Below are 25,467 nucleotides of genomic sequence, written 5' to 3'. Positions count from 1 at the left end.
CAGGGGTCGACTCGGGACAGGCGCGTGGCCGGTCCAGCTGAACGAGCTCCGCTCATTCCGTGGTGATCGCGCGGAGCATGTCGATCCGGGCGGCACGCCGGCCGGGGAGGATCGCCGCGAGGACGCCGGCGACCGCGGCGGCGAGCACGAACAGCAGGAGCGTGCCGACGGGCAGGGCGAACTCGGTGACGCCCTGGTCACGTAGCGCCCGCACCAGCGTCCAGCCGAAGAACGTGCCGACGACCAGGCCCAGCGACGCACCGAGCACGGCGATGATCACCGCTTCCCACCGGATCATGGCGCGCAGCTGGGTCCTGGTCATCCCCAGGGCACGCAGCAGACCGAGTTCGCGCACCCGCTCGAGCACCGACAGCGCCAGCGTGTTGACGATGCCGATGCACGCGATGACCACGGCCAGCGCCAGCAGCAGGTAGAACAGCATCAGGATCTGGTCGATCTGGTTGGTCTGCTGCTCCTTGTACTCGGCGTGGTCGGAGACCTGAACGGTCGGGAAGTCGGCCGTCACCCGCTCCACCGCGGCCCTCGAGACGGCCGCCGGGACTCCGGACTCGGCCTTGACCAGTACGAACAGGTCGAGCTGGTCGGCGTAGTAACGCTCGAAGTCCGACAGCGCGAGCACGAACGGCTGGTCGAAGTCGGTGCCCTCGTAGATCGCCCTGACCGGTACCCGCTGGGCACCGCCGACCGGGAAGTCCATGGTCGCCGTGTCGCCGACCCGCCAGCCGTGCTCCGCGGCCACGTCCGCGCGTACCGCTGCCCCGCCCGCGGTGAGGTCGGTGAGGCTGCCGGCCGTCATGGTGAGGTTGGTGGTCCGGTCGTACGCGACCGGGTCGGCGCCGAAGAGCGGCTGGTTGACGCCATCGACCTTGACCGGCCCCATCCGGACGCCCGCGGCCGCGGCGATCTCGGGCTGCTCGGCGAGCCGCCGGGCGACCTCGGCGCTGAACCCCTGGCCGCTGGTGCTCGAGGTGGCCAGGACGTAGTCGGCCGTGACCGCCTGGTCGAACGTGCTGTTCACCGTCTTCTTGAGAGACGCGGCGAAGATGGTCACCAGGCTCACCAGCGCGAGCCCGATCATGAGGGCGGCCGCGGTGGACGCGGTACGACGTGGGTGGCGCATCGAGTTGTCTCGGGCGATCTTGCCCGGCTGCCCGGACCAGTGGGCGAACGGCCAGCCGATCAGCCTGGCCATCGGCCTGGCCACGAGCGCGCTGAGCACGGCGACACCGATGAAGATCGCCACGACGCCTGCGGCGATGGTGAGCAGTTCGTTGCCCGCGGAACCGAACAGCCCCAACAGCAGCAGGGCGACGCCCGTGGCGGTGACCAGTGCGCCGGTGACGACGCGCAGCCGGCCGGCGCGCGACCGGGTGGTGGTCACGGCACGCTCCCGCAGTGCCGCGACCGGTGACACCCTGATCGCCTTCAGCGCTGGGACGAGCGAGGCGAGCAACGTCACGCCGACGCCGACGGCCAGCCCGACCACGATGGTGCGCGGCTCGACCACCAGGCTGGTCGTCGGCAGGTCCGCACCCACGAGCGCGAACACGGACCGCAGTCCCATCGCTATCAGCACACCGGAGCCGAGTCCGACCACAGCCGCGACCAGCCCGATGACAAGTGCCTCGGCCAGCACCGAGGCGAGCACCTGCCCTTGTGACGCCCCGATGCAACGCAGCAGAGCCAGCTCACGGGTGCGCTGGGCGAGGATGATCGTGAAGGTGTTGACGATGATGAACGAGCCGACGAACAGGGCGATGAACGCGAACGCCAGCAGCGCGTAGTTGATGATGTCGGTGAACTGCGCGATCCCCGCGGCGATCTCCTCGACCAGCTGAGAGTTGGTGAGGGTCTGGTAGCCGGGGCCGACCGCGGCCGCGATCCGGTCCCGCAGCACCTCCAGGCCCACCCCCGGCTCGGCGACCACGTCGATCTGGTCGAAGACGCCTTCCCGGTTGAGCACCCGTTGGGCCGTCGTCAGGTCGAAGCCCGCCATCGTCGCGCCGGCGAGGTTGTCGGCCGGGCCGAAGCCGATGATGCCGCTGATCGTGAACTCGCCTGGCCCGCCCTGGAACTGGATCTGGACCCGGTCACCGACACGGTATCCCTGCTTGTCCGCGGTACGCCGGTCGACGACCACCTCGTCCGAGCCGCGCGGATACTCGCCTTCCCGCATGGTCGCCCCGGCCCGAAGCCGCGCCGAGTCGTGGAGCGACATCCCGAGAGTCGGGGCCCCACCGGTGGTGACCGGCTCACCGTCCTTGCCGACGAACTGCGCGTAGCTGAACACATAGCCTTCCGCGAACGCGACACCGGGAACGTCACCGACCTGCTCGACGAGGGCCGCCGGCACGGGTTCCCGCAACTCGCCGCCACCCGCGACGGCGAAGGCCTCCTTGCCGCGGACCGCGACATCGATGCCCTTCGTGGTCTCGGTGAACAGGTCTCTGAAGGTGCGGTCGATGGTGTCGGTGAGCACGAACGTGCCGGCGACGAAACCGACACCGAGCACGATGGACAGCCCGGTGAGCACGAACCGTAGTTTGTGCGCCAGCAGGCCACGGAGAGCGACCTTCCACATCGCGGATCAGTCCCCGGCGTGCTTCATGTACTCGAGCACCTTCTCGGCCGTTGGCTCGAGCATCTCGGCCACGATCCGGCCGTCGGCGAGGAAGAGCACCCGGTCGGCGAACGCGGCGGCGTTCGGGTCGTGGGTGACCATCACGATGGTCTGCCCGAACTCGTCGACCGACCGGCGCATGAACCGCAGCAGTTCGGCGCTCGCCCGCGAGTCCAGGTTGCCGGTCGGCTCGTCGGCGAAGATCACCGTCGGTCTGCCGACGAGCGCACGGGCGCCGGCGACCCGCTGCTGTTCGCCGCCGGACAGCTCGGCCGGCCGGTGCCCCAGGCGCGGACGCAACCCGACCGCGTCGATCACCTTGTCGTACCACGCCTTGTCGGGCTTGCGGCCGGCGATCGCCATGGGCAGCTCGATGTTCTCCCCGGCGGTCAGCGTCGGCAGCAGGTTGAACGCCTGGAACACGAACCCGACGTGCTCGCGCCGCAGAAGGGTGAGCTGCCGTTCGGACAGTCCACTCAGGGCGGTGTCACCGATCCAGATCTCCCCCTCGGTGACCCGGTCGAGCCCCGCCATGCAGTGCATCAGAGTGGACTTGCCCGAACCGCTCGGCCCCATCACCGCGGTGAGCCGCCGGCTGGGTAACTCGACGCTGACCCGGTCCAGGGCACGAACCGCCGTGTCGCCCGACCCGAACACCTTGCTCACGTTGACCGCACGCGCCGCCAGTCCCGCGTGGACGGTCATGGTCGTCTCTCTCACCGCCTGCTCCTTCGCACTCCGCGGTGTGCGCACACGCCGCTCCCCCGAGCATCGTCGCGCATCGCGGCCGGCGGTCGCAGTGTCCGAGGTCCCTGTCCACCCGGCCCAAGGACCCCGAGCACCTGACGTGATGCGCGTGTGGCTGCCCGTGACATGGGTCGGGCTCGGCCACCACCAGTAGGCGCCTGGTGTTACTCGTGTCGCGTCCTACGCGGTGAGGTCGGCGGGGATCAGGCTGTAGGCGGCGAAGTCGCCGCGGCCGGACCGGGTCAGAGCGGCGTTGCGCAGGATGCCCTCGAAACGAAACCCCGCGGCCTCGGCCACCCGGATCGACGCGGCGTTGTCGACCACCGCCTTCAGTGCGATACGGGCCAGGCCCTGCGCGGTCAGCGCCCACCGGGCCACGACACGGACCGCCTCGGCCGCATAGCCGTTGCCCCGTCCCCAAGGCGCGGTCCAGTAGTGGATCTCAGTGACCATGCTGACCCAGTCCGTGCCGAACAGCGCGACATGGCCGACCAGCCGCCCGTCCGCACCCCGCTCGACGGCGAAGATCGGCCCACTCGAACACCACTCGACCGCCCGCGGCAGGTCAGCTCCGGCGGTGGCCAACCCCGCGGGCGCGAAGCGAAGGTAGGCCTCGTCGTTCCACACGGCATGCACGTCGACGGCGTCATCCGACCGGAACGGGCGCAGCATCAGTCGTTCGCTGGCCAAGGTCGCTAGGGGAAATGCTCGTTCGGTCACGCTGATCAGACTATGACGACGGACCACCGGGACCGTCGCCCAGCGGCGGCGTCCGGTGCCGTGCCGGCGAAGGGATGGCCCGGCTGGTCTTCAGTGCTGAATCGAGTGCTGACCCGGACGGCGGCGACGCCGGCATCACCACCACGTGACATAGCATCGAGGGATCATGCGTACTCTTTCCGAGTCCCAACTCGCCACCGTGCTGTCCCGAGTGGCCGGAACACCGCGGGTGGTGGTCAGCGGGAACTTCGCCACACCCGCCACCGCACTGGCGGTGCTGGACAAGTCGCTCGCCGAGTACCGGTTGTTCGCGCTCAACGCCCAACCCGGCATGCCCGACCGCGACGGCGTGCTGCTGGAGACCCCGTTCGTCGGCGCGGGTATGCGCGGCACGCCCCGGCTGCGTTACTTCCCGTCCCGCCTGTCACTGGTACCGCACCTGCTCACCCAGTCACTGCCGCCGGACATCGTGCTCATCCACACCTCGTCCCCCGTGGACGGCACCGTGTCGTTGGGCACCGAGGTCAACATCCTGCCGGCCGCGATCGAGGCGGCACGGACCCGCGGCGGCATCGTGGTCGCCCAACTCAACCCGCGCATGCCCTACACCTACGGGGACGCGGTCCTGGCCTGCGACGAAATCGACTACGCCATCGAGGCCGACGAACCACTCACCTCACCAACACCACGCCCCACCAGCCAGGTCTCCCAGCAGATCGGCACCCGCGTGGCCGCCCTGGTCCCCGAGGCCGCCACCCTCCAGTTGGGCATCGGCGCCGTCCCCGACGCGGTCCTCGCCGCGCTGACCGACCGGCAAGGCCTGTCCGTGTGGTCGGAGATGTTCAGCGACGGCGTCCTCGGACTGGAGCGGGCCGGTGCCCTCGACGCGGACACTCCGGTGACCGCGTCGTTCGTGTTCGGCACCACCGAGCTATACGAGTGGGTGGACCGCAACCCGAGGGTACGGCTGCTGCGCACCGAGAAAACCAACGACCCCGGCCTGATCGCCCGCCAGCGATCACTGGTCTCGATCAACAGCGCGCTACAGATAGACCTCTACGCCCAAGCCAACGCCAGCCGCGTCCACGGGGCCATCTACTCCGGCTTCGGCGGCCAAACCGACTTCGTCGTCGGCGCACTCCACTCACCCGGCGGCAAAGCCATCATCGCCCTGCCCTCCTGGCACCCCAAGGCCGACGTGTCCACCGTCGTACCCCGACTCACCGGACCCGTGACCTCCTTCCAACACAGCTACATCGTCAGCGAACAAGGCACCGCCACCATCTGGGGCCACGACGCGGCCGACCAAGCCCAACAGATCATCGACCACGTCGCCCACCCCAACGCCCGCGACCACCTCCGCGACGCCGGCCGCCAACTCGGATTCCCACTACCCGCCCGCTAGCTTCCGGTCGGGACTTCGGGTCCTTCCTTCGGTTACCGAGGTCCCTGTTCTGGGGCCCGCACGCGGCCGAGGCTCGGAGGTGACAGTCGAGCCAGGGAGGTGTGAGCCATGACCGGCACACCCGACGTACGTGAGACCGCACGCAAACGGATCGAGGAGCGGCGCGGGTTCTTCCCGCACCTGATCATGTTCCTGGTCATCAACACGGGCCTGATCGTCATCTGGACGGCGACCAACCCGGACGGCTTCTTCTGGCCGGTCTTCCCCATCCTGTTCTGGGGCGCGGGCTTGCTGATGCACGCCTGGAACGCCTTCTTCGCCAGGCCGATCACCGAGGCCGAAGTGGACCGTGAAGCAGCTCGTCTCGACGACACGGACCAGTGAGATGACGACCACGATCACCCACCACCCAGCGGCCGTGCGGAACATGGTTGGGACACTCGCCACTGTCCTGATAGGACCCGGCCACGTCGAGTGGACCGCCGTCGAGCTGGGCTACCTGCCGCGGCTGTCGGTGCTCGTCATCTGATCTCCTTTCCCTCGGGGACTCACCTTCCAGCGAGAGCGGACGACGACGAGCAGTTGCGCGCCGGCCGCGAGTTCGAGCAGCGCGCCCACATCAACCGCTGATCCCATCGAAACGCGCCGCCGGCCCCTCGCGTCCGGCGGTGCTTCCCGTGTTCGCGCCATAACCGGCCGTGTGCCGGCTCACCAGGGTCCTGGCCCCCGGACCCGTAGTGCGCCGGTGAGCGCCGCGGCCGGTGTACCCGATGTGTCCGGCGTTCGAGGGTCGCTGTGCGCAGTGCCCACGAACAGGGACCAACGCTTTCGACAGAAAGGACCTTGGACTCCAGACCCGTGCGTGGAGCACGGCCAACACTGAAGCCATCCCACCCGAGAAGGAGGCTGACAATGTCCATCAAGGACCACCCGCAACAGAACAAGAACATCCCGGTGCGACCCGCCACCACCCCGACCGCGGTCACCACGACCACGCCGGGTGTCGCGGCGCGCTTCGCGGCCGTGGTCCGGATCGCCACAGGACTCGTCTTCCTGTGGGCGTTCCTCGACAAGACCTTCGGCCTCGGCTACGCCACACCCGACGAGCGGGCCTGGATCAACGGCGGCTCGCCCACCAAGGGTTTCCTCGGCAACATCGACCACGGTCCCTTCGCCGACACCTTCCGCGGCTGGGCCGGCGACGGCTGGGCGGACTGGCTGTTCATGCTCGGCCTCGCCGGCATCGGCATCGCGCTCGTGTTCGGCGTCGGGCTGCGGATCGCGGCCGTGTCCGGCACGCTCATGATGCTGCTCATGTGGGCAGCCGAATGGCCGCTCGACCGGTTCACCGACGCGGGCGAACCCACCATGTCCACCAACCCCGTCCTCGACTACCACATCCTCTACGCCCTCGTGATGATCTGGCTGGCCATCGTCGCCGCCGGCAACACCTGGGGGCTCGGCAAGGTTTGGGCCAGGCTCGGCATTGTCGAGAAGAACCCGTGGCTGCGCTGAGGAGCAGTCCGGTCCCACACCGGTGCTGCCGGCCATCCGAACAAAGGTGGCCGGCAGCACCACGTCCCAGCCAATGATCGAACGGGCAGACCTGGTGTCCGCTCTGGCGCGAACGCTGCCGAGTGAGCGGACATCACGGCTACGCTCAACCCGTTTTCACAGAAAACGGGGGCTGGAACAGGAATGACCGAGGCCGTACCGGGCGGCAGTCTCGCCGCGTTGCTGGCGATGATCGACATACCCGGTGAGATCCACCTTCCCGACGGCACCACGTTCACCGTCGGCACCGGGGAACCGGTCTACGCGTTGACGTTCCGCTCCGACCGCGCGCTGCGCACCCCGCTCACCGAGTTGGGCGTCGGCCGCGCGTACGTGTCGGGCGACCTCGACGTCACCGGCGACCTCGGCGCTCTGTTCGGCGTGCGGCACGCACTGCGCACGAAAGTCCCGCTCCTGCAGAAGGTCCGGTTCCTGTTCGACCTCGCCCGCACCGCGACGGCGATGAACGCGAAGGCCATCGGCCGGCACTACGGCCGGGGAGACGACTTCTACCTGACGTTCATCGACAAGCGGTTCCGGTTCTACTCGCAGGGACTGTTCCGGTCGCCGGACGAGACGCTGGAGGAGGCCGCCGAGCACAAGCTGGAGTCCATGGTCGACGGGCTGGGCCTGAAGCCCGGCATGCGCCTGCTGGACATCGGCGGCGGCTGGGGCGGCGTGACCCAGTACTGCGGCGCCCGCGGCGTGCACGTCACCACGTTGACGATCGCCGAGGACTCGGCACGCTACATCCGGCGCCTGATCGACGAGAACGGCCTGCCGGGTGAGGTGTTCCTCGAGGACTTCCTCGACCACCGGCCGGCGGAACCCTACGACCACGCGGTGATCTACGGGGTGATCGAGCACCTGCCCAACTACCGCCGCTTCGCCGCGCAGGCGTGGCGGATGCTGAAACCGGGCGGTCGGCTCTACCTGGACGGCTCCGCGGCGGTCCAGAAGTTCTCGGTGAGCGCGTTCACCCGCGAGTACATCTGGCCGGGCGCGCACACGTTCATGACGCTGCAGGACGTCCTCGCCGAGCTGCTCTACCACGGCTTCGAGATCGTCGACGTCACCAGGGAAACACGCGACTACGAGCTGACGATGCGAGAGTGGGCCAAGCGCCTCGACGCCGCCGAGAAGGACATCACCGCCCGGTGGGGCGCGGAGACCTACCGCGCGTTCCGCCTGTACCTCTGGGGCGGCACACACGCGTTCCGGAGCAACGCCCTGCAGGCGTACCACCTGATCGCGGAACGGACCGCCGACCCTGGACCTCGCCCGTCGATCGGCCGGCGAGTCGTCCGGTTCCTGGCCGGCCTTCGCTAGCCAGGCCGCGACGCCGGTCGGTGTTCGACTTTGGTCGAAGTGCGGTTAGACCATGTGCCGTCGCGGTTTCGGTCTCCGTTCAGGTGGACTTCGTCCGACTCGAAGGAGGTCGTGTTGCGACGACGATGGTTGATGACGCTGGTCTCGGCCGGTGCGGCGGCCGCGGTGCTGGTACCGGGTGGTTCGGCGGCCGCGGCAGTCGATCCGGTCGTGCGGACCGGGGGCGGTGTGGTGCGTGGGCAGGTGCTCGGAACCACCCATGTGTTCCAGGGCATTCCCTACGCGGCGCCGCCGGTGGGCGGGCTGCGGTGGCGTAACCCGCGACCGCACACGCGCTGGTCGGGCGTGCGGGACGCGACCAGGCCCGGGCAGGCGTGCGCGCAGCTGCCGGGGGAACTGCCCGAGGGCAGCACGAGTGAGGACTGCCTGTACCTGAACGTCACCGCGCCGGCCACGGCCAAGCACCGGCCCGTGGTGGTGTGGGTGCACGGCGGCGGGTTCTTCATGGGCGCGGGTGCCAACTACGACGCACGCCGGCTCGTCGAGCGCGGGGACGTGGTCGTGGTGACGATCAACTACCGGCTCGGGGTGTTCGGGTTCTTCGGGATGCCCGGACTCGCGGGCTCCGGCACGTTCGGGCTGGCCGACCAGCAGGCCGCGTTGCGGTGGGTGCGGGCGAACATCGGCGCGTTCGGCGGGGATCCCCACAATGTGACCATCGCCGGGCAGTCCGCAGGGGCGATGAGCGTGTGCGCGCAGCTCACCTCGCCCCCGGCGGCCGGGCTGTTCCACAAAGCCGTACTACAGAGCGGTTCCTGCGCGACCGAGTACCTGGACAACTTCGAGTACCGGGGCGAGCGGGCGGCGACGATCTTCCAGCCGCTGTCCTCGGTCACCGAGCACGGCCAGGAGGTCGCGGCGGATCTCGGGTGCGCCGACGTGGCATGCCTTCGGAAGCTGCCGGCGACGGATCTGATGGCGGTGCAGCAGGAGTTCATCCTGCCCGCGTACGACACGCCGGCGCTGCCGCGGTATCCGGGTGACGCGGTGCGCGACGGACGGTTCCACCGGGTCCCGGTCCTGTCCGGCACCACACGCGACGAGGCGAGGCCGTGGATCGCCGCCTACGACCATGGCGCGCCGATGAGCGAGCAGACCTTCGACGAGGTGCTCGACGAGACCTTCGGTACGAGCGCGGGCGAAGTGCGGTCGACGTACCCGACCAGGGAGTACGGTTCGGCGGCCCTGACCTGGGCGGCGATCGTGACCGACCGGATGTGGACCTGTCCCCAGTACACGACCTCCGGCGGGCTCGCCGCCCGAACCACGGTGCACCAGTACGAGTTCGCCGACCCGGCCCCGCCGCCGCTGTCACCCGCGCCGCCCACGATGCCGCTGGGCGCCCAGCACGCGTCGGACCTGTGGTCGTTCTTCGACCTCGGCGGCTACCAGCCCCCGTTCACGCCGGCACAACAGCGACTGTCCACCAGATGATCGACTACTGGGCGGCGTTCGCCACGACCGGCGACCCGAACCACGCCGACGCACCGGACTGGCCGAGCTTCTCCCTCCGCCGGCCATACGTCCAGTCACTGGCGCCCGACAACATCACCGACGTCGACCTGGCCACCGAACACCACTGCGCCTTCTGGGCCACACGCTCGTAACGCCGCCCAGTCAGAACGTGGTGACCGCGACCGTGCCGCGGGTGATGGTGACGCGGCCGGCCGGTGCGTCCGAGTCGATCTCCGGGTAGTCGTCACTGCTGACCGTCACCTGAAGCCGGTGTCCCGCTTCGACTCGGTAGTGGGTCGGCCAGACGTGGACCGGGAGGTCGTAGGTGACACCGGGACGGACCGGGGCGAGCCGCTCGTGACCGTTGCGGTGGCTCGCCTTCAGCCAACCCTGCGTGATGCGGGTGGTGGTGCCATCCGGTGCGAGGTCCGACAGGACGACCGCGAGGTTGCCGTCGGTCGCCGAGAACGTCGCTCGCACGCTCGCCTCGATGCCGCCCGCGAGGACGAGGTCGTGGCGCAGTGTGCCGGTAGCGAAGACGAGCCGTTCGTCGGGTGTCCCGGGCGCCGGTTCTGTGTTGACCGCGAACGAGGCCGTGAACGGGCGGCCCGCCCCTGGGACGAGCCGGCCGTCGGCGCCGAGGGCGAGGCGGCTGGTGTGTGTACTCGCCGCCGGCCAGTCGTCGTACTGGCGCCAGCCGCCCGCCGGAGTCTCGAACGAGGTGATCTTCTTCGCGGGCAGTGGCGCTCGGCGTCCGCCCAGCCAGCGGTCCCACCAGGCGAGGAACCCGCCGGTGCCGATGTCGGCGTACTGGCCGGCCGGCATGCCATGCTGCCACGGGCCGGCCACCAGCCACACGTTTTCCTTGCGTGCCTGGTAGTTCGCGACCATGCCGTCGCGGTAGCGGTCGTACCAGCCGGCGATCTGGAGTGTCGGCACGTCGAGGTCGCGCCAACGGGCCTTGACGCTGCGCTCGCGCCAGAAGTCGTCGTAGAGCGGATGTTGCGCGTAGGTGACCAGCGTGTCCGGTGCGGTGCTCTGCTGCCAGGCACGGATACGCGGGGAGTAGATGCCGCCGCGGTAGATGGTGTTCTCGTACCAGTCGCTGATCGCGTCGACAGGGATGATCGCGGCCAGGTGCGGCGGTTTGTTCACCGCGACCAGCACCGACGAGTGGCCGCCGTAGCTCACGCCCATCTGGCCGACGCGGCCGTTGGTCCACGGCCGGGTGCCGAGCCACTCGATGAGGTCGTAGTTGTCGCGCTGTTCCTGGGCGCTGAAGGGGTCGAGGTGACCGGGCGAGTCGCCGGAGCCGCGTGCGTTGCAGACCGCGGCGACGTAGCCGCGCGTCACGTAGTACCGCGCGGCCTCGCCAAGGGCCTCGAGTTGGTCGTAGGCGTTGTAGTCGTAGACGATCGCGGGAAAGCGGCCCGGTGCTGGTTGTCCGTCGACGCCGGCCGGGCGGTGCACGTCGCAGGCGAGGTGGCTGCCGTCCCGCACCGGGACCTCGGTCCGTCCGATGTGGACACCGTAGGTGGCGGGGCGGTCGTAGGAGAAGAACCGGTCCGCGGGTGGTGGTGGCTCCGTGCTGTTCGTCTCGGCAGCCGCGACGGCCGGGACGCACAACACCAGCGCGACGGCCAGTGCGAGAGTTCTCATGTCAGACCTCCAACGCCGCCGTCGACCGTGCCCGCGGCGAGCTTCGAGTGTGCTCACCTTCCCGATCAGCCATCCATCGCGGCAAGCATCAATGTTCGATGGATTGATGATCCGTGCGCATGGACCGAAATCGTTGATGGTGGACTGGCGCTGCCAGGGCCGCCGCGATCGGGTCAGCCGAAGAGGCGGCGTTGGATCTCGTTCCGGTAGTCGTCGAGGGTGTTGTCCAGGTGGGTCGCGGTGGCGCGGGCGGCGGCGTCCGGGTCGCCGTCCCGGATGGCCTGGAGGATCGCCGCGTGCTCCTCGATCGCTTCCGGCGCGTGACCGCCCACCGCGCCGTGCATGCCGATGATGTTGGACTGGCGCTGCAGGCGCCGGGCCTCGCGCACGGCCGCGACCAGGAACTGGTTGTGCGAGGCCGCCGCGATCGCGAGGTGGAACTCGTCGTCACCGCGGTCGAACAGCGCCGCCTCCCCGGTCACATGACCCTGCCGGCATGTCTCGGCCGCCTCCTCGACCGCACGCAGCTCCGCCGGCGTCGCGTTGGTCGCGGCGAGCCGGCTCGCCGCCGTCTCCTGGACCCTGCGGAACTCGAACAGCATGTACACGTGGTCCAGATCGGTCGGGAGGAAGAACCCTCCCCAACGCGACGAACCCAGCATGCCCTCGTCGTCGGCGACGTACAGGCCACGACCCTTCTGCGCCCGAACCCTGCCGATCGCCGAGAGGATCTTCACCGCCTCACGCACCATGCTCCGGCTGGTGCCCAACCGGGCGGCCAACTCGTTCTCGGTCGGCATCCGGTCACCCGGCCGCAGTCCCGACTCGGAGATCAGCAGCAGGATCCGCTCGGCCACCAGCTCGTAGCCAGGCCGGTATGCGTCCACAGCAGGCGTGGAGACTGGTACGACTGGACCTCCGGTCATCGAAGGATCTTACCCCGAAGGTACTCCGAGCGACGATAAGTCTGATCTATTCGGTGGCCCGGTCTTGACTATCCGACACCGGACCAGGCTATGGTGAGATTCGGGTCACGCTCTCGGCCTCCATAAGGCGTACACATACCCCTCCCATGATCACTGTCACGAAAAGCCGGGGGCGGCGCGATCTGGGAGCGCTCCCAGCATCTTGAGCAGTTCTTCCCGAGGAGCAGAACAATGAGGTTCTCATCCGATTCGCCGGGCCGCGGGTGGCGTGCGCGAGCAGCGCGGCTGACGGCTGCACTGGCCATGGTGTCGGCAGCCACGGTGACGTGGTCGGCACCGGCATCGACGGCGGCACCCGCGGCCGGTTCCGGGCCGTGCGACATCTACGCCTCGGGCGGCACGCCCTGCGTTGCCGCGCACAGCACGGTGCGGGCGCTCTACGGCTCGTACAACGGAAACCTGTACCAGGTCAGACGCTCGTCGGACAACGCGACCAGGGACGTCGGCGTGCTCGCCGAGGGCGGCGCGGCCAACGCTGCGACACAGGACTCTTTCTGCGCCGGCACCTCGTGCGTCATCACGGTGGTCTACGACCAGTCCGGTCGCGGGAACGACCTGTGGTACCAGGGTTCGAGCGTGGTGCCCGGCTCGAACCAGAGCAGGCCAGCGAGCGCGACCTCCGAGTCGCTGACGGTCGGGGGCAGCAAGGCGTACTCGCTCTACATCAACCCCGGCAACAGCTACTGGCGCGACGGCCACCTGACCGGCGTGCCAACCGGCAGCGCGCCAGAAGGCATGTACATGGTCACCAGCGGCACGCACGTCAACAACGGCTGCTGCTTCGACTACGGCAACAGTGAGACGACCAGGAGCGCCGACGCGGCCGGCGCGATGGACGCGATCAACTTCAGCACGCAGTGCTGGTTCGGCGGGTGCTCAGGCACCGGTCCGTGGGTCCAGGCGGACCTCGAATGGGGGCTCTACCCCGGCGGGAGCCAGGCCTGGAACCCGAACCAGCGGGCGTTCCCCCACCGGTTCGTCACCGCGACGCTGAAGAACAACGGCACGACCCGCTTCGCGATCAAGGGCAGCAACGCGCAGTCCGGCACCCTGTTCACGCTGTGGGACGGTGCCCTTCCTCCTGGCTACAGCCCCATGAAGAAGCAGGGGGCGATCATCCTGGGCAGCGGCGGCGACTGCTGCAAGCCAGGCGGTGGCGCCAACCTCAGCGCGGGCACCTTCTACGAGGGCGCCATGGTCTCGGGCTACCCGTCCGACGCGACCGAGAACGCGGTGCAGGCCAACATCGTCGCGGCCGGCTACGGCGGCAGCACCAGCCCGACGGGCACGGTGCGCGCGGTGGGCGCGGGCAGGTGCCTGGACGTCCCGAACACGTCGGCCGGTACGCAGGCGCGGATCTGGGACTGCGGCGGCGGCGCAGGCCAGGCGTGGAGCCGCACTTCGTCGGGTCAACTGACCGTCAACGGTGGCGCCAGTTGCCTCGACGCCAACGGCCAGGGCACCGCCGCGGGCACCAGGGTGATCATCTGGTCGTGCAACGGCCAGCCGAACCAGCAGTGGAACGTCAACGCCAACGGCACCATCACGGGCGTGCAGTCCGGGCTGTGCCTCGACGTGTCCGGAGCGTCCACCGCCAACGGAGCACTGGTCCAGCTGTGGACCTGCCACGGCGGCAGCAACCAGCAATGGAGCGTGAGCTGACCATGAGACACGCGATCGCGATCGTCAGCGCACTGCTGCTGATCATCCTCGCCTCCCCCACCGCACCGGCCGCGCCGGCCGCTGGCGAGAAGGTGCTGCTGTTCACCAAGACAGTCGGCTTCCGGCACGACTCCATCCCGGCCGGGGTGGCGATGTTCCAGCAGATGGCAGGCGAGAACGGGTGGCAGCTGACCCACTCCGAGGACTCGACCGTCTTCACCGACGCCAACCTGGCCACCTACGACGTGGTCATCATGTTCCAGACGTCCGGCATGGTCTGGACCACGGCCGCGCAGCGGACGGCGGTCCAGAACTACCTGCGGAACGGGGGCGGCATCGTCGCCATCCACAACGCCACGGACATGAACATCGAGAACGAGTTCCCGTGGTGGGACCAGATGCTGGGGATGACGATGACCCAGCACTCGGCCATCGTCGCGGGCACGGCCAAGGTCGCCGACCAGGCCCACCCGTCCGCACAGGGTCTGCCGCAGCGGTGGAACCGTACCGAGGAGTGGTACAACTTCAACCGCAGCGCCCGCGGCGACGTGCACGTGCTGGTGACCGCGGACGAGACCACGTACAACCCCGGTTCGTCGGCGATGGGCCACGACCACCCGATCTCCTGGTGCCGCAACGTCGAAGGCGGCCGGCTGTGGGCGACCGCCATGGGGCATCAGGCTTCCGCGTACTCCGAGCCGCTGTTCCGCACGCACATCCTGGGCGGTGTGCGAACCGCGGCCGGCACACTACCGGCCGACTGCGGTCCCACCGTGTGGTCCAGCTACGACAAGGTCGAGCTGGACGGCAACACGGTCGCGCCAGGCACGCTGGACGTGGCGCGGGACGGCCGGGTGTTCTACACCCAGTACGGCGGACAACTGAAGATCTACAAGCCGAGCACCAGGACCACGGTCACCGCCGGCACTCTCAACGTCTACACCGGCGGCGAGGACGGCCTCGCCGGTGTCGCGCTGGACCCGAACTTCGCCACCAACAACTGGGTGTACCTGTACTACGCGCCGGCCGGCTCGCAGGAGGTCAACCGGGTCTCGCGGTTCACGGTCAACGGTGACGCGCTGGACCTCGCCAGCGAGCGGGTCCTGCTGTCCTTCCCGGGCGCGCGGCAGTCCGAGCCGGGGCACACCGGCGGGTACCTGACGTTCGGTCCTGGCGGGAACCTCTACGTCGGCGTCGGCGACGACACCAACCCGCACGAGTCCAGCGGCTACGCGCCGATCGACGAGCGTTCGGGCCGAAGCCTGTTCGACGCGCAGAAGACCGCGGCCAACACCAACGACCTGCGCGGCAAGATTCTCCGGATCCATCCAGAACCGGGCGGCACGTACACGGTCCCGGCCGGCAACATGTTCGCCCCCGGCACGGCACAAACCCGGCCGGAGATCTACGCCATGGGCTTCCGCAACCCGTTCCGGTTCACAGTGGACACCGACGGCACGATCTACATGGCCGACTACGGCCCGGACGCGGGCGCCGACAACGCCAACCGAGGCCCGGGCGGACTGGTCGAGTGGAACGTGATCAAGTCGCCGGGCTACTACGGCTGGCCGTACTGCGTCGCGAACAACGTCCCGTACAACGACTTCAACTTCGCGAACAACACCTCCGGCGCCAAGTTCAACTGCGCCGCGCCGGTCAACAACTCCCCCAACAACACCGGGCTCACCACTCTGCCCGCGGCGCGACCGGCCACCGTCTGGTACGGCAACGGCAGCAACGGCAACGCATTCCCGGAGATGGGTAGTGGCGGCGAGGCCCCGATGGCCTTCCCCGTGTACCGCTACGACCCGAACAACCCGTCGGACACCAAGTTCCCGCAGTACTTCGACAAGACGCCGTTCTTCGGTGAGTGGTCCCGCAACACCATGCACGAGTTCCGGCTCGACTCGTCGGGGAACCTGTTGAAGATAAACAGGTTCCTGGCCAACCTGACCTTCAGGTCCCCGATGGACGCCAAGTTCGGCCCCGACGGCTCGCTGTACCTGCTCGAATGGGGCAGCGGGTTCGGCAGGGACAACCCAGACTCCGCGCTCTACCGGATCGACTACACCTCCGGCGACCGCGCCCCGATCGCCCGTGCGATCGCCAACCCGTCGTCCGGCGGAGCGCCGCTGACGGTGAGCTTCTCGAGCACCGGATCGTCCGACCCGGGCGGCGGCGCGCTGACCTACCGGTGGACCTTCGGCGACGGCGGCACCTCGACAGCGGCCAACCCGTCGCACACCTACACGACGAGTGGCCAGTTCAACGCGCAGCTCACCGTGACCGCCCAGAACGGGCGGACGGGCGTGGCCAACGTGACGATCACCGTGGGCAACACCGCACCGACCGTCCGGATCACGACGCCCCCACACGGTGGCATGTTCGACTTCGGCGACGAGATCCCGTACTCGGTGACCGTCACCGACGCCGAGGACGCCTCGATCGACTGCGCCAGGGTGATCACGACACCGGCCCTGGGGCACGACCAGCACGCGCACCCGCTCGACCCTCGGCCGGGCTGCTCCGGCGTGATCCCCACCCAGGACGGCGGGCACAGCTCCGACGCCAACCTGTTCTACGCGGCCGACGCCGTGTACACGGACAGCGGCGCGTCCGGCGTCCCCGCGCTCACCGGACGGGCCCAGGTCGTGCTGCAGCCCAAGCACCGGCAGGCCGAGCACTTCACCAACTCGTCCGGGATCCGGGTCGTGGCCCAGGCAGGCGCGGAGGGCGGCGCACGCATCGGCGACATCAACAACAACGACTGGATCTCGTTCACCCCGATGAACCTGACCGGCATCAACCAGGTCTCGTTCCGGGTGTCCTCGCCGGGACCGGGCGGCACCATCGAGCTGCGGTCCGGTTCACCGACCGGCACGCTGGTGGCCACCGCGACCGTGGGCAGCACGGGCGGGTGGGACAACTACGTGAGCCTGGCGCCGGTCGCGGTGACCCGCCCGGCGGGCACGGTGGAGCTGTTCGTGGTGTTCAAGTCCAGCGCGAGTGCCCCGTACGACCTGGACTCGATCACGTTCGTCGGGCCAGGTGTCGGCACCCCGGGCCCGGTCACCGGCGGTCCGATCACGGGCGGGAGCGGCAAGTGCGTCGACGTCAACGGCGGCAGCTCCGCCGACGGCACCCCGCTCGTCATCTGGACCTGCGGCGGCGGCACCAACCAGCAGTGGGCCCGTGAGGGCAACACCTTGCGCGCACTGGGCAAGTGCATGACCGCGGCCGGCACGGCCGACGGCAGCGCCGTCCAACTGTCCACCTGCAACGGCAGCGCCGCGCAGAACTGGGCCGCCGGCGCCAACGGGTCGCTGACCAACGCCGGCAAGTGCCTCGACGCCAACGGCGCCGGCACCGTCGACGGCACCAGGCTCATCGTCTGGACCTGCCACGGCGGCACCAACCAACGCTGGATCCTGCCCTGACCCGCTCCCGGACCGGAGTCCTCATGCCGAAGTCGATCGCGACGTCCCCTCGCCCGCTCCCGCCCTGCCCGACGCTCATTCCATGGCAACGAGCGAACCGTCCATCTTGCTCCCCCGTCCTGCACGAAAGTCCCATTCGTGCGGCACGGACCCGAGCGAAAGTCCCATTCGTGCGAACTCTTGCGGCGGCCGTACTGGTCGCGGCCATCTTACCCGTGGTCACCGCGCCAACGCCGGCGGCGGCGCACGCGGTGAACCCGGCCGACTTCCAGCAGGTCGAGCTGGCCAGAGGCGTCGCCGAGGTGGGCGAGCCCATGTCGATGGCCGTGCTGCCGGACCGCTCGGTGGTGCACACCGCCCGGAACGGGGTGCTACGCCGCACCACCGCCGCCGGGGTCACCAGCGTCATCGGCACCCTGCCGGTCTACACGCACGACGAGGAAGGCCTGCAGGGGGTCGGGGTGGACCCGGGTTTTGCCAGCAACCGGTTCATCTACCTGTACTACGCGCCACCACTGTCCACTCCGAGCGGTGACGCGCCGGAGAACGGGACGGACTTCTCCGCGTGGAACGGGGTGAACCGGCTGTCCCGATTCACCCTCAATGCCGACTTCACGCTCAACACCGCCAGCCAGGTGACCGTGCTGGACGTGCCGACCAGCCGTGGCATGTGCTGCCACGTCGGTGGGGACATCGACTTCGACGCGGCCGGCAACCTGTATCTGTCCACAGGGGACGACTCGAACCCGTTCGCCTCCAACGGGTACACCCCCATCGACGAGCGCACCAACCGCAATCCCGCGTTCGACGCGCAACGCAGTGGCGGCAACACGAACGACCTGCGTGGCAAGTTGCTGCGCATCAAGGTGAACGCCAACGGGACGTACTCGATCCCGGCCGGCAACCTGTTCGCCCAGGGCACCGCGGGGACCCGGCCGGAGATCTACGGGATGGGCTTCCGCAACCCGTTCCGGTTCGGCGTCGACAAGGGGACCGGCGCGGTCTACCTCGGCGACTACGGCCCGGACGCCGGCACGGCCAGCAACAGCCGTGGGCCAGGCGGGCAGGTGGAGTTCAACCGGATCACCTCGGCCGGCAACTACGGCTGGCCCTACTGCACCGGCAAGAACACCACCGCCGAGACCTATGTGGACTACACGTTCCCGTCCGGTCCGTCCGGGAGCCGGTTCAACTGCGCCGCACCGGTCAACAACTCACAGCGCAACACCGGGCTCACCAACCTGCCGGCCGCACGCGCGGCGTGGATCAACTACGACAACTGCTCGTTCGCGGCGTTTGGCTGCGGATCCGAGTCGCCCATGGGCGGCGTGGTGTACCGCTACGACGCGGCGAACCCGTCGACGGTCAAGTTCCCGCCCGCGCTGGACGGGCACGTCTTCGTCGCCGAGTTCGGTCGGCGCTGGCTCAAGACCGTCGACGTCAACGCCGACGGGTCGGCCGGGCAGGTCAACGACTTCCCGTGGCGCGGCACCCAGGTCATGGACACCGCGTTCGGCCCGGACGGCGCCCTCTACGTGCTCGACTACGGCAGTGGCTGGGGCAGCGGCAACGCCGAGTCGGCGCTGTACCGCATCGAGTACAACCCGGCCGGCAACCAGGCGCCGGTCGCACGCGCCGGCGCGGACCGCACGTCCGGGGCCGCGCCGCTGACGGTCAACTTCTCGTCGGCGGGCTCATCGGACCCGGAGGGCGGCGCGCTCACCTACCGCTGGACCTTCGGCGACGGCACCACGTCCACCTCGGCCAACCCGAGCCACACCTACACCACCAACGGCCAGCGCACCGCCAGCCTCACGGTCACCGACCCGGCCGGCCGCACCGCGACGGCCAACGTGACGATCACGGTCGGCAACACCGCACCCACGGTCACGCTGAACACACCGATCAACGGGTCCCTGTTCACCTTCGGCGACGCCGTGCCGTACACGATCACCGTCACCGACCCGGAGGACGGCACGATCGACTGCAACCGGGTGAAGCTGACCTACAACCTCGGCCACGACGAACACGGCCACGAGATCACCTCTCGCACCGGCTGCTCCGGCACGCTGCAGATCCCGACGGACGGCGAGCACGACACGGCGGCGAACCTGTACGCGGGCTTCGACGCCGAGTACACCGACCTCGGTGGGAACGGCCAACCGGCGCTGACGACACACAAGCAGCACACCCTGCAGCCCCGACACCGGCAGGCCGAGCACCGCGCCACCCAGTCCGGCACCGGCCTGTACGACAAGGCGACCGCCGAGGGCGGCAGGACGGTCGGCGACATACACAACGGCGACTGGATCGCGTTCCAGCCCTACGCGCTCGGCGGGGAGACCCGGTTCACCGCGCGGGTGTCGTCCGCCGGCTCCGGCGGTACGCTGTCCGTGCGGACCGGTTCGCCGACCGGGGCCGTGCTCGGCTCGGTCGCCGTGCCGGTGACGGGCGGCTGGGACGTCTTCACCGAGGTGTCCACCACCCTCTCGAACGTCCCAGCCGGAACCGTGACGCTGTACCTGACGTTCTCCGGCGGCAGCGGCTTCCTGTTCGACCTGGACGCCTTCACCTTCGGCACGACTGGTGGCGGCACCAACCAGAAGTGGACGCTTTCCTTGGGAGGCAAGAGATGAAGCACATCCGGCGCGTGTTCGGGGTCTCCGCCGCCACGCTCGCCGTCCTCGCGTGCAGCTCCAGCCCGCCAGCCAGTGCGGCCGACGCGCCGTACGACGTGCTGGTGTTCTCCAAGACCACCGGCTTCCGGCACGACTCCATCCCGGCCGGCATCGCGATGATCCGGGAACTGGGCGCTGCCAACAACTTCACGGTGACCGTGACCGAGGACTCGGCCCAGCTCACCAACCTGGCGCGGTACGAAGCCGTGGTGTTCCTCAACACCACCGGGGACGTGCTGAACGCCAGCCAGCAGAGCGCGTTCGAGTCCTACATCCGGAGCGGAGGCGGGTACGTCGGCATCCACTCCGCCGCCGACACCGAGTACGACTGGCCGTTCTACGGAGAGCTGGTCGGCGCGTACTTCGCCTCGCACCCGGCCATCCAGCAGGCCACCGTCCGGGTGGAGAACCGGGCGCACCAGGCCACCCAACACCTCAACCCCACCTGGGTCCGCACCGACGAGTGGTACAACTTCCGGACCAACGTCCGATCGACGGCCCGCGTGCTGGCCACGTTGGACGAGTCGACGTACTCCGGCGGCGCCATGGGCGCGGACCACCCGCACACCTGGTGCAAGACGGTCCAGAGTGGACGATCCTTCTACACCGGCAGCGGCCACACCCAGGCCAGCTACACCGAGGCGAACTTCCGGTCGCTGGTACTCGGCGGCATCCGGTACGCGGCCAACCGGACGAAGGCGGACTGCCGGCCGGAGAACGGCTACACCACCCTGTACAACGGCGCCACCACCGGCTGGTCCCAAGCCGGTCCCGGCGGTTTCACCAACAGCAACGGCACGCTGAGCTCGTCCGGCGGAATGGGCATGCTCTGGTACAGCACCAGGGAGTTCCGCTCCTACTCGCTGAAGCTGGACTGGCGGATGGCCGACGACGACAACTCCGGCGTGTTCATCGGCTTCCCACCCAGCTCCGACCCGAACACGGCGATCAACCAGGGTTACGAAATCCAGATCGACGCCACCGACACTCCGGACCGGACCACCGGCTCGATCTACGGCTTCAAGACATCGGACGTCGCCGCCCGCGATGCCGCGCTCAATCCGCCGGGGGAATGGAACACCTTCGAGGCACTGGTGGAAGGTGAACGCGTGCAGGTGTTCCTGAACGGCGTCAGGATCAACGACTTCACCAACACCGACCCGGCCCGCTCACTGGCCTCCGGGCACGTCGGCATCCAGAACCACGGCGCCGGCGACGACGTGTCCTTCCGCAACATCCGGATCAAGGAGTTGGGTGGCACCACCCCCACCAGCGGTCCGATCGTGGGCCCGGGCAGCAAGTGCGTCGACGTCAGCGGCTCCAGCACCGCCGACGGCACGAAGATCCAGCTGTGGACCTGCGGCGGCGCCACCAACCAGCAGTGGGCCCGCGACGGCAACACGTGGCGCAGCCTCGGCAAGTGCATGACCACCACCGGTACCAGCGACGGCGCCAACGTCCAACTGTCCACATGCAACGGCAGCGCAGGGCAGAACTGGACCACCGGTGCCAACGGGTCACTGGTCAGCTCCGGCAAGTGCCTCGACGCCAACGGTGGCAGCACCGCCAACGGCACCCAACTCATCGTCTGGACCTGCCACGGCGGCACCAACCAACGCTGGACCCTGCCCTGACACGGAAAGGACCCGTAATGGCACAAGTTCTGATCCTGACCGGCGACGCCGCCGAGGAACTCGACTCGATGTACCCGGTCTTCCGCCTGCGCGAGGCCGGCCACGAGGCGGTCGTGGCCGCACCCACAACGCGGCCGGTGAAGCTGGTGGTGCACGACTTCGAACCCGACTGTGACGCCTACACCGAGAAGCCGGGCCACCTACTACCCGTGGATGTTGCCTTCAGCGAGGTGAAACCCGAGGAGTACGACGCGCTCGTGATCCCGGGTGGCCGGGCGCCGGAATACATCCGAACGGACCCGGACGTGGCCCGCATCGTCGGGTACTTCTTCGACCACGGTCTCCCGGTCGGCACGATCTGTCACGGTCCACAGGTGCCGGCGGCGCTGGGACTCCTCCGCGGCCGTACCACGGCCGCGTTCCCGCCGCTGAAGGTCGACATGGAGCTGGCCGGCGCCACCTTTGTGGACGGCCCGGACGTCGTCGACGGGGCCATGGTGTCCTGCCGCGGCTGGCCCGACCTGCCCCAGTGGTCCCGCGCCTTCATGCAGGTGCTCGAGAAGGCGAGGATCCCGGCGTGAGAACGGCCGCCGGCCCTGTTTCACCGATGACGGCGAAACAGGGCCGGCGGCTTGTTCTCCCGGAGCATCAGACGCGCTGAAGTTGGAACCGTTGGTTGGCGGCGGCCGTGGGGGTCCACTGGGAGACGCGGGCACCGTCGGCGGTCGACCCGCTCCACACGTCCATGGCCAGGCCGCTCTGCCTGTTGACGATGCTGACCAGACCGCCGCCCTGGTCCGTCACCTGCCACTGCTGGTTCGCGGCGTTGGTGTCGGGCTGCTGGTTGATGTCCGCGCCGCTGCTCGAGCTCGCCACCTGGAGGACCAGTCCGCTGTGCCGGGCGCGGATCCGGTGGTAGCCGCTGCCCGAGTCGAGGAAGTCGAACTGCTGGTTCTGCCCCGTGGTCGCCGACCACTGGTGCAGCACGGCGCCCGCGGCGGTGGACCCTCCGGAGATGTCTGCCAGCTTGCCGCTGTGCTGGGCGACGAGGCGGTAGTACACGCCGGGTTCCACCACCTGGCTTGATCCTTGGCCGGTGGCACGGTAGGTGTGGCCGGCCTCGCCGGTGAAAGCGATGAGGTCGGTCTCGGGCTTCGTCGGCTGGACCGCGCTACCGGTCGTCTGGTCGACCAGTTGATAAGTGCCGGTGAACATACGGCTGCGGACCCGGACGGCACCCGCGCGGTCGGGGGTGACGGTCAGTTCCCTGATCTGGCCACCACTCCACGCCGCGCCGACCGTGTACCCGCCGCGCCCACGCAGCCCTCGGACGCTGCCGGCCGGCCAGGCCGGTGGTAGCGCGGGCAGCACGTGCAGCTCGCCGGTGTGGCTCTGCAGCAGCATCTCCGCGATACCGGAGGTGGCGCCGAAGTTGCCGTCGATCTGGAACGGCGGGTGCAGGTCGAACATGTTGGGCGCCAACCGGTCCGGCCGCACCAGCAGGCGGACCAGGTCGTGGGCCCTGCGCCCCTCCTCCATCCGCGCCCAGTAGTTGATCTTCCAGGCGAGTGACCAGCCGGTGCCGTCGTCACCCCGCAGCTCGAGGGTGCGGCGGGCGGCGGTGAACAGCGCAGGCGTGCCACGCCTGGTGATCTGGTTGCTGGGGTGCAGGCCGTACAGGTGGGAGATGTGCCGGTGGCCCGGTTCGGTCTCCACCCAGTCGTGGAGCCACTCCTGGATGTTCCCGCGCGAGCCGACCTTCATCGGCGCCAGCCGTCCGCGGGCCGCCCGGACCTGGTCGCGGAAACCGGCGTCGACGCCGAGCACTTCGCTGGCGCCGGCGCAGCCGTCGAACAGGTCCCGCAGGATCTGCATGTCCATCGTCGGCCCCGCGCACACGCTCACGCCTCCGTGGTGGAGACACTCCGGCGAGTTCGACGGGTTGGTGACCAGGTGCCCCAGGCTGGGTTCGGTCACCAGAGTGTCGAGGAAGAACTGGGCGCAGCCCTTCATCGCCGGATAGTTGCGCCGGAGGAACTCGACGTCACCGGTGAACCGGTAGTGGTCCCAGACCATTGTGGACAGCCACGCGCCGCCGGTCTGCCACATGCCCCACACGGCCCCGTCGACCACCGACGACCCGCGCCACGCGTCGGTGTTGTGGTGCGTGACCCAGCCCCGGGCGCCGTACTGCGCCTGCGCCGTACGCGCGCCGGTCACCGTGAGGTCGTTGATCATGCGGGACACCGGCTCGAAGCACTCGGCGAGGTTCGTCGTGTCCACCGGCCAGTAGTTCATCGGCAGGTTGGCGTTGATCGTGTACTTCGAGTCCCACGACGGGGCCATCTGGTCGTTCCAGATGCCCTGCAGGTTCGCCGGCTGGGAACCCGGTCGCGACGACGAGATCAGCAGGTAGCGGCCGTACTGGAACAACAACGCCGAGAACTGCGGATCGTTGACGGTGTTGTGCTGGGCGATCCGGACGTCGGTGGTCTGGTCGGCGGCCAGCGTGCGCCCGACGTCGAGGGTGACCCGTCCGAACAACGCCTGGTAGTCGGCCACGTGCCGGCTCCGGAGAGTGTCGTACGCGGGAGCCGCCGCGAGGTGTCTCCGGGCGACGCCCTGGTAGTCGCCGTTCACGGTCTGGTAGTTGACGTAGCTGGTGCCGATCGAGACCAGCAGTGTTACGGCGTTGGCGTTCGAGACCCGCAGCGTGCCGCCGGAGCTGGTGACGCTCCCGCCCTCGGCCACCGCCTTGGCCAGCGTGAGGAACCGGACCGTGCCGGCGATCCCCCGCTGTGCGCCCGAGATCCCGTCCAACGCGATCGTCGCACTGTCCGGACTGGACACCGTCACCCGCTGGGGACTGCTGAACGTGGCCGAGAACGTGACCGAGCCGGGTGTCTCCGCGGTCAGTCGCAGCACGATCAGCTGGTCCGGCGCGCTGGCGAACACCTCACGCCGGTACCGGACACCGCCAGCCACGTAGGTGGCTACCGTCGTGGCGGTGGTGAGGTCCAGCCACCGCTCATACCCCGACACGGCACCCGCCGGGAAGGTGAGTCGCAGGTCTCCGACGGGCTGGTAGGCCAGTTGTCCGGCCGGGTTGCCCAGCATCGTCTGGTTGATACGGTCCTGCGCCTGTGTCCACTGGTTGGCGAACACCAGCTGGCGGATCTGCGCCAGCGCGCCGGCGCCCTGCGGGTTGTCGTAGTTGTGGGGCCCGCCCGCCCAGACCGTGTCCTCGTTGAGCTGCAGGCGTTCGGTGTCGGTGTTGCCGAACACCATGGCGCCGAGACGGCCGTTGCCGATGGGCAGCGCGCGCAGCCAGTCCGAACCGGCCGACTCGTCGTACCACAGCGCCAGGTCGCCCGCCGCCCGGACTTCCCTCGGTGCGGTGGAGTCGGCGCGGGCGGTCGCCGTCCACCCGGCCTGCGCCAGCAGGGCACTCGCCGCGCCGAGCTTCATCGCCTGCCGACGCGTCAGATCCGGCATCTCGC

18 protein-coding genes are annotated in these 25,467 nt (G+C 69.2%); 12 read left to right on the top strand and 6 right to left on the bottom strand.

The window, feature by feature from the left end; all coding sequences use genetic code 11:
* Positions 1-52 precede the first annotated feature (52 nt).
* From VF106_RS20625 to VF106_RS20615, 3 genes are all read right to left on the bottom strand, one after another.
* Positions 53-2,602, bottom strand: a complete 2,550-nt coding sequence (locus VF106_RS20625) for an ABC transporter permease (protein ID WP_330841395.1) — start codon at positions 2,600-2,602, stop codon at positions 53-55.
* Positions 2,603-2,608: 6 nt separating this feature from the next.
* Positions 2,609-3,346 (bottom strand): ABC transporter ATP-binding protein, encoded by a 738-nt coding sequence (locus VF106_RS20620; protein ID WP_330841525.1) that lies wholly within the window; start codon positions 3,344-3,346, stop codon positions 2,609-2,611.
* Positions 3,347-3,568: 222 nt separating this feature from the next.
* Entirely contained in the window at positions 3,569-4,108 is a 540-nt protein-coding gene (locus VF106_RS20615; RefSeq protein ID WP_330841394.1) for a GNAT family N-acetyltransferase, read from the bottom strand.
* Positions 4,109-4,274: 166 nt separating this feature from the next.
* Here VF106_RS20615 and VF106_RS20610 point away from each other — a divergent pair, with 166 nt between their 5' ends.
* The 7 genes from VF106_RS20610 to VF106_RS20580 all read left to right on the top strand — a co-directional run bounded on the left by VF106_RS20610 (position 4,275) and on the right by VF106_RS20580 (position 10,063).
* Positions 4,275-5,513, top strand: a complete 1,239-nt coding sequence (locus VF106_RS20610; RefSeq protein WP_330841393.1) for an acetyl-CoA hydrolase/transferase family protein — start codon at positions 4,275-4,277, stop codon at positions 5,511-5,513.
* A gap of 108 nt (positions 5,514-5,621) precedes the next feature.
* Positions 5,622-5,897 (top strand): 2TM domain-containing protein, encoded by a 276-nt coding sequence (locus VF106_RS20605; protein WP_330841392.1) that lies wholly within the window; start codon positions 5,622-5,624, stop codon positions 5,895-5,897.
* A 1-nt stretch (position 5,898) separates the two neighbouring features.
* Positions 5,899-6,042: a hypothetical protein gene (locus tag VF106_RS20600; protein WP_330841391.1), complete on the top strand. Its 144-nt coding sequence runs from the start codon at positions 5,899-5,901 to the stop codon at positions 6,040-6,042.
* A gap of 383 nt (positions 6,043-6,425) precedes the next feature.
* Positions 6,426-7,028 carry a hypothetical protein gene (locus tag VF106_RS20595; protein WP_330841390.1) on the top strand — a complete coding sequence of 201 codons (603 nt, stop codon included), beginning with the start codon at positions 6,426-6,428 and terminating at the stop codon, positions 7,026-7,028.
* Positions 7,029-7,211: 183 nt separating this feature from the next.
* Positions 7,212-8,396, top strand: coding sequence for a class I SAM-dependent methyltransferase (locus VF106_RS20590; protein ID WP_330841389.1), 1,185 nt, complete (start codon positions 7,212-7,214; stop codon positions 8,394-8,396).
* Positions 8,397-8,510: 114 nt separating this feature from the next.
* Positions 8,511-9,890, top strand: a complete 1,380-nt coding sequence (locus VF106_RS20585) for a carboxylesterase/lipase family protein (RefSeq protein WP_330841388.1) — start codon at positions 8,511-8,513, stop codon at positions 9,888-9,890.
* Complete coding sequence (locus tag VF106_RS20580; protein ID WP_330841387.1) at positions 9,887-10,063, top strand: hypothetical protein; 177 nt, start codon at positions 9,887-9,889, stop codon at positions 10,061-10,063. Before VF106_RS20585 ends, VF106_RS20580 begins: the two co-directional genes overlap by 4 nt.
* A 10-nt stretch (positions 10,064-10,073) precedes the next feature.
* Here the strand turns inward: VF106_RS20580 and VF106_RS20575 are convergent, their stop codons facing one another.
* Entirely contained in the window at positions 10,074-11,570 is a 1,497-nt protein-coding gene (locus tag VF106_RS20575) for a CocE/NonD family hydrolase (RefSeq protein ID WP_330841386.1), read from the bottom strand.
* A 173-nt stretch (positions 11,571-11,743) separates the two neighbouring features.
* Complete coding sequence (locus VF106_RS20570) at positions 11,744-12,496, bottom strand: FadR/GntR family transcriptional regulator (RefSeq protein ID WP_330841385.1); 753 nt, start codon at positions 12,494-12,496, stop codon at positions 11,744-11,746.
* A gap of 231 nt (positions 12,497-12,727) precedes the next feature.
* Here VF106_RS20570 and VF106_RS20565 point away from each other — a divergent pair, with 231 nt between their 5' ends.
* The 5 genes from VF106_RS20565 (at position 12,728) to VF106_RS20545 (ending at position 22,548) form a co-directional block, all read left to right on the top strand.
* Entirely contained in the window at positions 12,728-14,218 is a 1,491-nt protein-coding gene (locus VF106_RS20565; RefSeq protein ID WP_330841384.1) for an arabinofuranosidase catalytic domain-containing protein, read from the top strand.
* A gap of 2 nt (positions 14,219-14,220) precedes the next feature.
* The gene (locus VF106_RS20560; RefSeq protein WP_330841383.1) at positions 14,221-17,655 is read left to right on the top strand and encodes a ThuA domain-containing protein; all 3,435 of its coding nucleotides are present in this window, start codon (positions 14,221-14,223) and stop codon (positions 17,653-17,655) included.
* Between the two features lie 215 nt (positions 17,656-17,870).
* Positions 17,871-20,291: a PQQ-dependent sugar dehydrogenase gene (locus VF106_RS20555; protein ID WP_330841382.1), complete on the top strand. Its 2,421-nt coding sequence runs from the start codon at positions 17,871-17,873 to the stop codon at positions 20,289-20,291.
* On the top strand, positions 20,288-21,967 hold the full coding sequence (locus VF106_RS20550; RefSeq protein ID WP_330841381.1) for a ThuA domain-containing protein: 1,680 nt from the start codon (positions 20,288-20,290) through the stop codon (positions 21,965-21,967). Before VF106_RS20555 ends, VF106_RS20550 begins: the two co-directional genes overlap by 4 nt.
* A 17-nt stretch (positions 21,968-21,984) precedes the next feature.
* Positions 21,985-22,548 carry a DJ-1/PfpI family protein gene (locus VF106_RS20545; protein WP_330841380.1) on the top strand — a complete coding sequence of 188 codons (564 nt, stop codon included), beginning with the start codon at positions 21,985-21,987 and terminating at the stop codon, positions 22,546-22,548.
* A gap of 67 nt (positions 22,549-22,615) precedes the next feature.
* On the opposite strand, the gene VF106_RS20540 is transcribed toward VF106_RS20545, so the two are convergent.
* The gene (locus VF106_RS20540) at positions 22,616-25,462 is read right to left on the bottom strand and encodes a glycosyl hydrolase family 95 catalytic domain-containing protein (RefSeq protein WP_330841379.1); all 2,847 of its coding nucleotides are present in this window, start codon (positions 25,460-25,462) and stop codon (positions 22,616-22,618) included.
* Positions 25,463-25,467 lie beyond the last annotated feature (5 nt).

The sequence above is a fragment of the Actinophytocola sp. genome (assembly GCF_036378875.1).
Classification (GTDB): domain Bacteria; phylum Actinomycetota; class Actinomycetes; order Mycobacteriales; family Pseudonocardiaceae; genus Actinophytocola.
Note: the sequence above shows the minus strand (reverse complement) of the source record. Positions and strands in the feature narration are given on the sequence as shown.

Coding starts and splice junctions, on each gene's coding strand:
- VF106_RS20590 (WP_330841389.1), top strand. CDS start 7,212: ATGACCGAGGCCGTACCGGGCGGCAGTCTCGCCGCGTTGCTGGCGATG.
- VF106_RS20600 (WP_330841391.1), top strand. CDS start 5,899: ATGACGACCACGATCACCCACCACCCAGCGGCCGTGCGGAACATGGTT.
- VF106_RS20595 (WP_330841390.1), top strand. CDS start 6,426: ATGTCCATCAAGGACCACCCGCAACAGAACAAGAACATCCCGGTGCGA.
- VF106_RS20540 (WP_330841379.1), bottom strand. CDS start 25,462: ATGCCGGATCTGACGCGTCGGCAGGCGATGAAGCTCGGCGCGGCGAGT.
- VF106_RS20610 (WP_330841393.1), top strand. CDS start 4,275: ATGCGTACTCTTTCCGAGTCCCAACTCGCCACCGTGCTGTCCCGAGTG.
- VF106_RS20560 (WP_330841383.1), top strand. CDS start 14,221: ATGAGACACGCGATCGCGATCGTCAGCGCACTGCTGCTGATCATCCTC.
- VF106_RS20605 (WP_330841392.1), top strand. CDS start 5,622: ATGACCGGCACACCCGACGTACGTGAGACCGCACGCAAACGGATCGAG.
- VF106_RS20550 (WP_330841381.1), top strand. CDS start 20,288: ATGAAGCACATCCGGCGCGTGTTCGGGGTCTCCGCCGCCACGCTCGCC.
- VF106_RS20545 (WP_330841380.1), top strand. CDS start 21,985: ATGGCACAAGTTCTGATCCTGACCGGCGACGCCGCCGAGGAACTCGAC.
- VF106_RS20620 (WP_330841525.1), bottom strand. CDS start 3,346: ATGACCGTCCACGCGGGACTGGCGGCGCGTGCGGTCAACGTGAGCAAG.
- VF106_RS20565 (WP_330841384.1), top strand. CDS start 12,728: ATGAGGTTCTCATCCGATTCGCCGGGCCGCGGGTGGCGTGCGCGAGCA.
- VF106_RS20575 (WP_330841386.1), bottom strand. CDS start 11,570: ATGAGAACTCTCGCACTGGCCGTCGCGCTGGTGTTGTGCGTCCCGGCC.
- VF106_RS20625 (WP_330841395.1), bottom strand. CDS start 2,602: ATGTGGAAGGTCGCTCTCCGTGGCCTGCTGGCGCACAAACTACGGTTC.
- VF106_RS20570 (WP_330841385.1), bottom strand. CDS start 12,496: ATGACCGGAGGTCCAGTCGTACCAGTCTCCACGCCTGCTGTGGACGCA.
- VF106_RS20580 (WP_330841387.1), top strand. CDS start 9,887: ATGATCGACTACTGGGCGGCGTTCGCCACGACCGGCGACCCGAACCAC.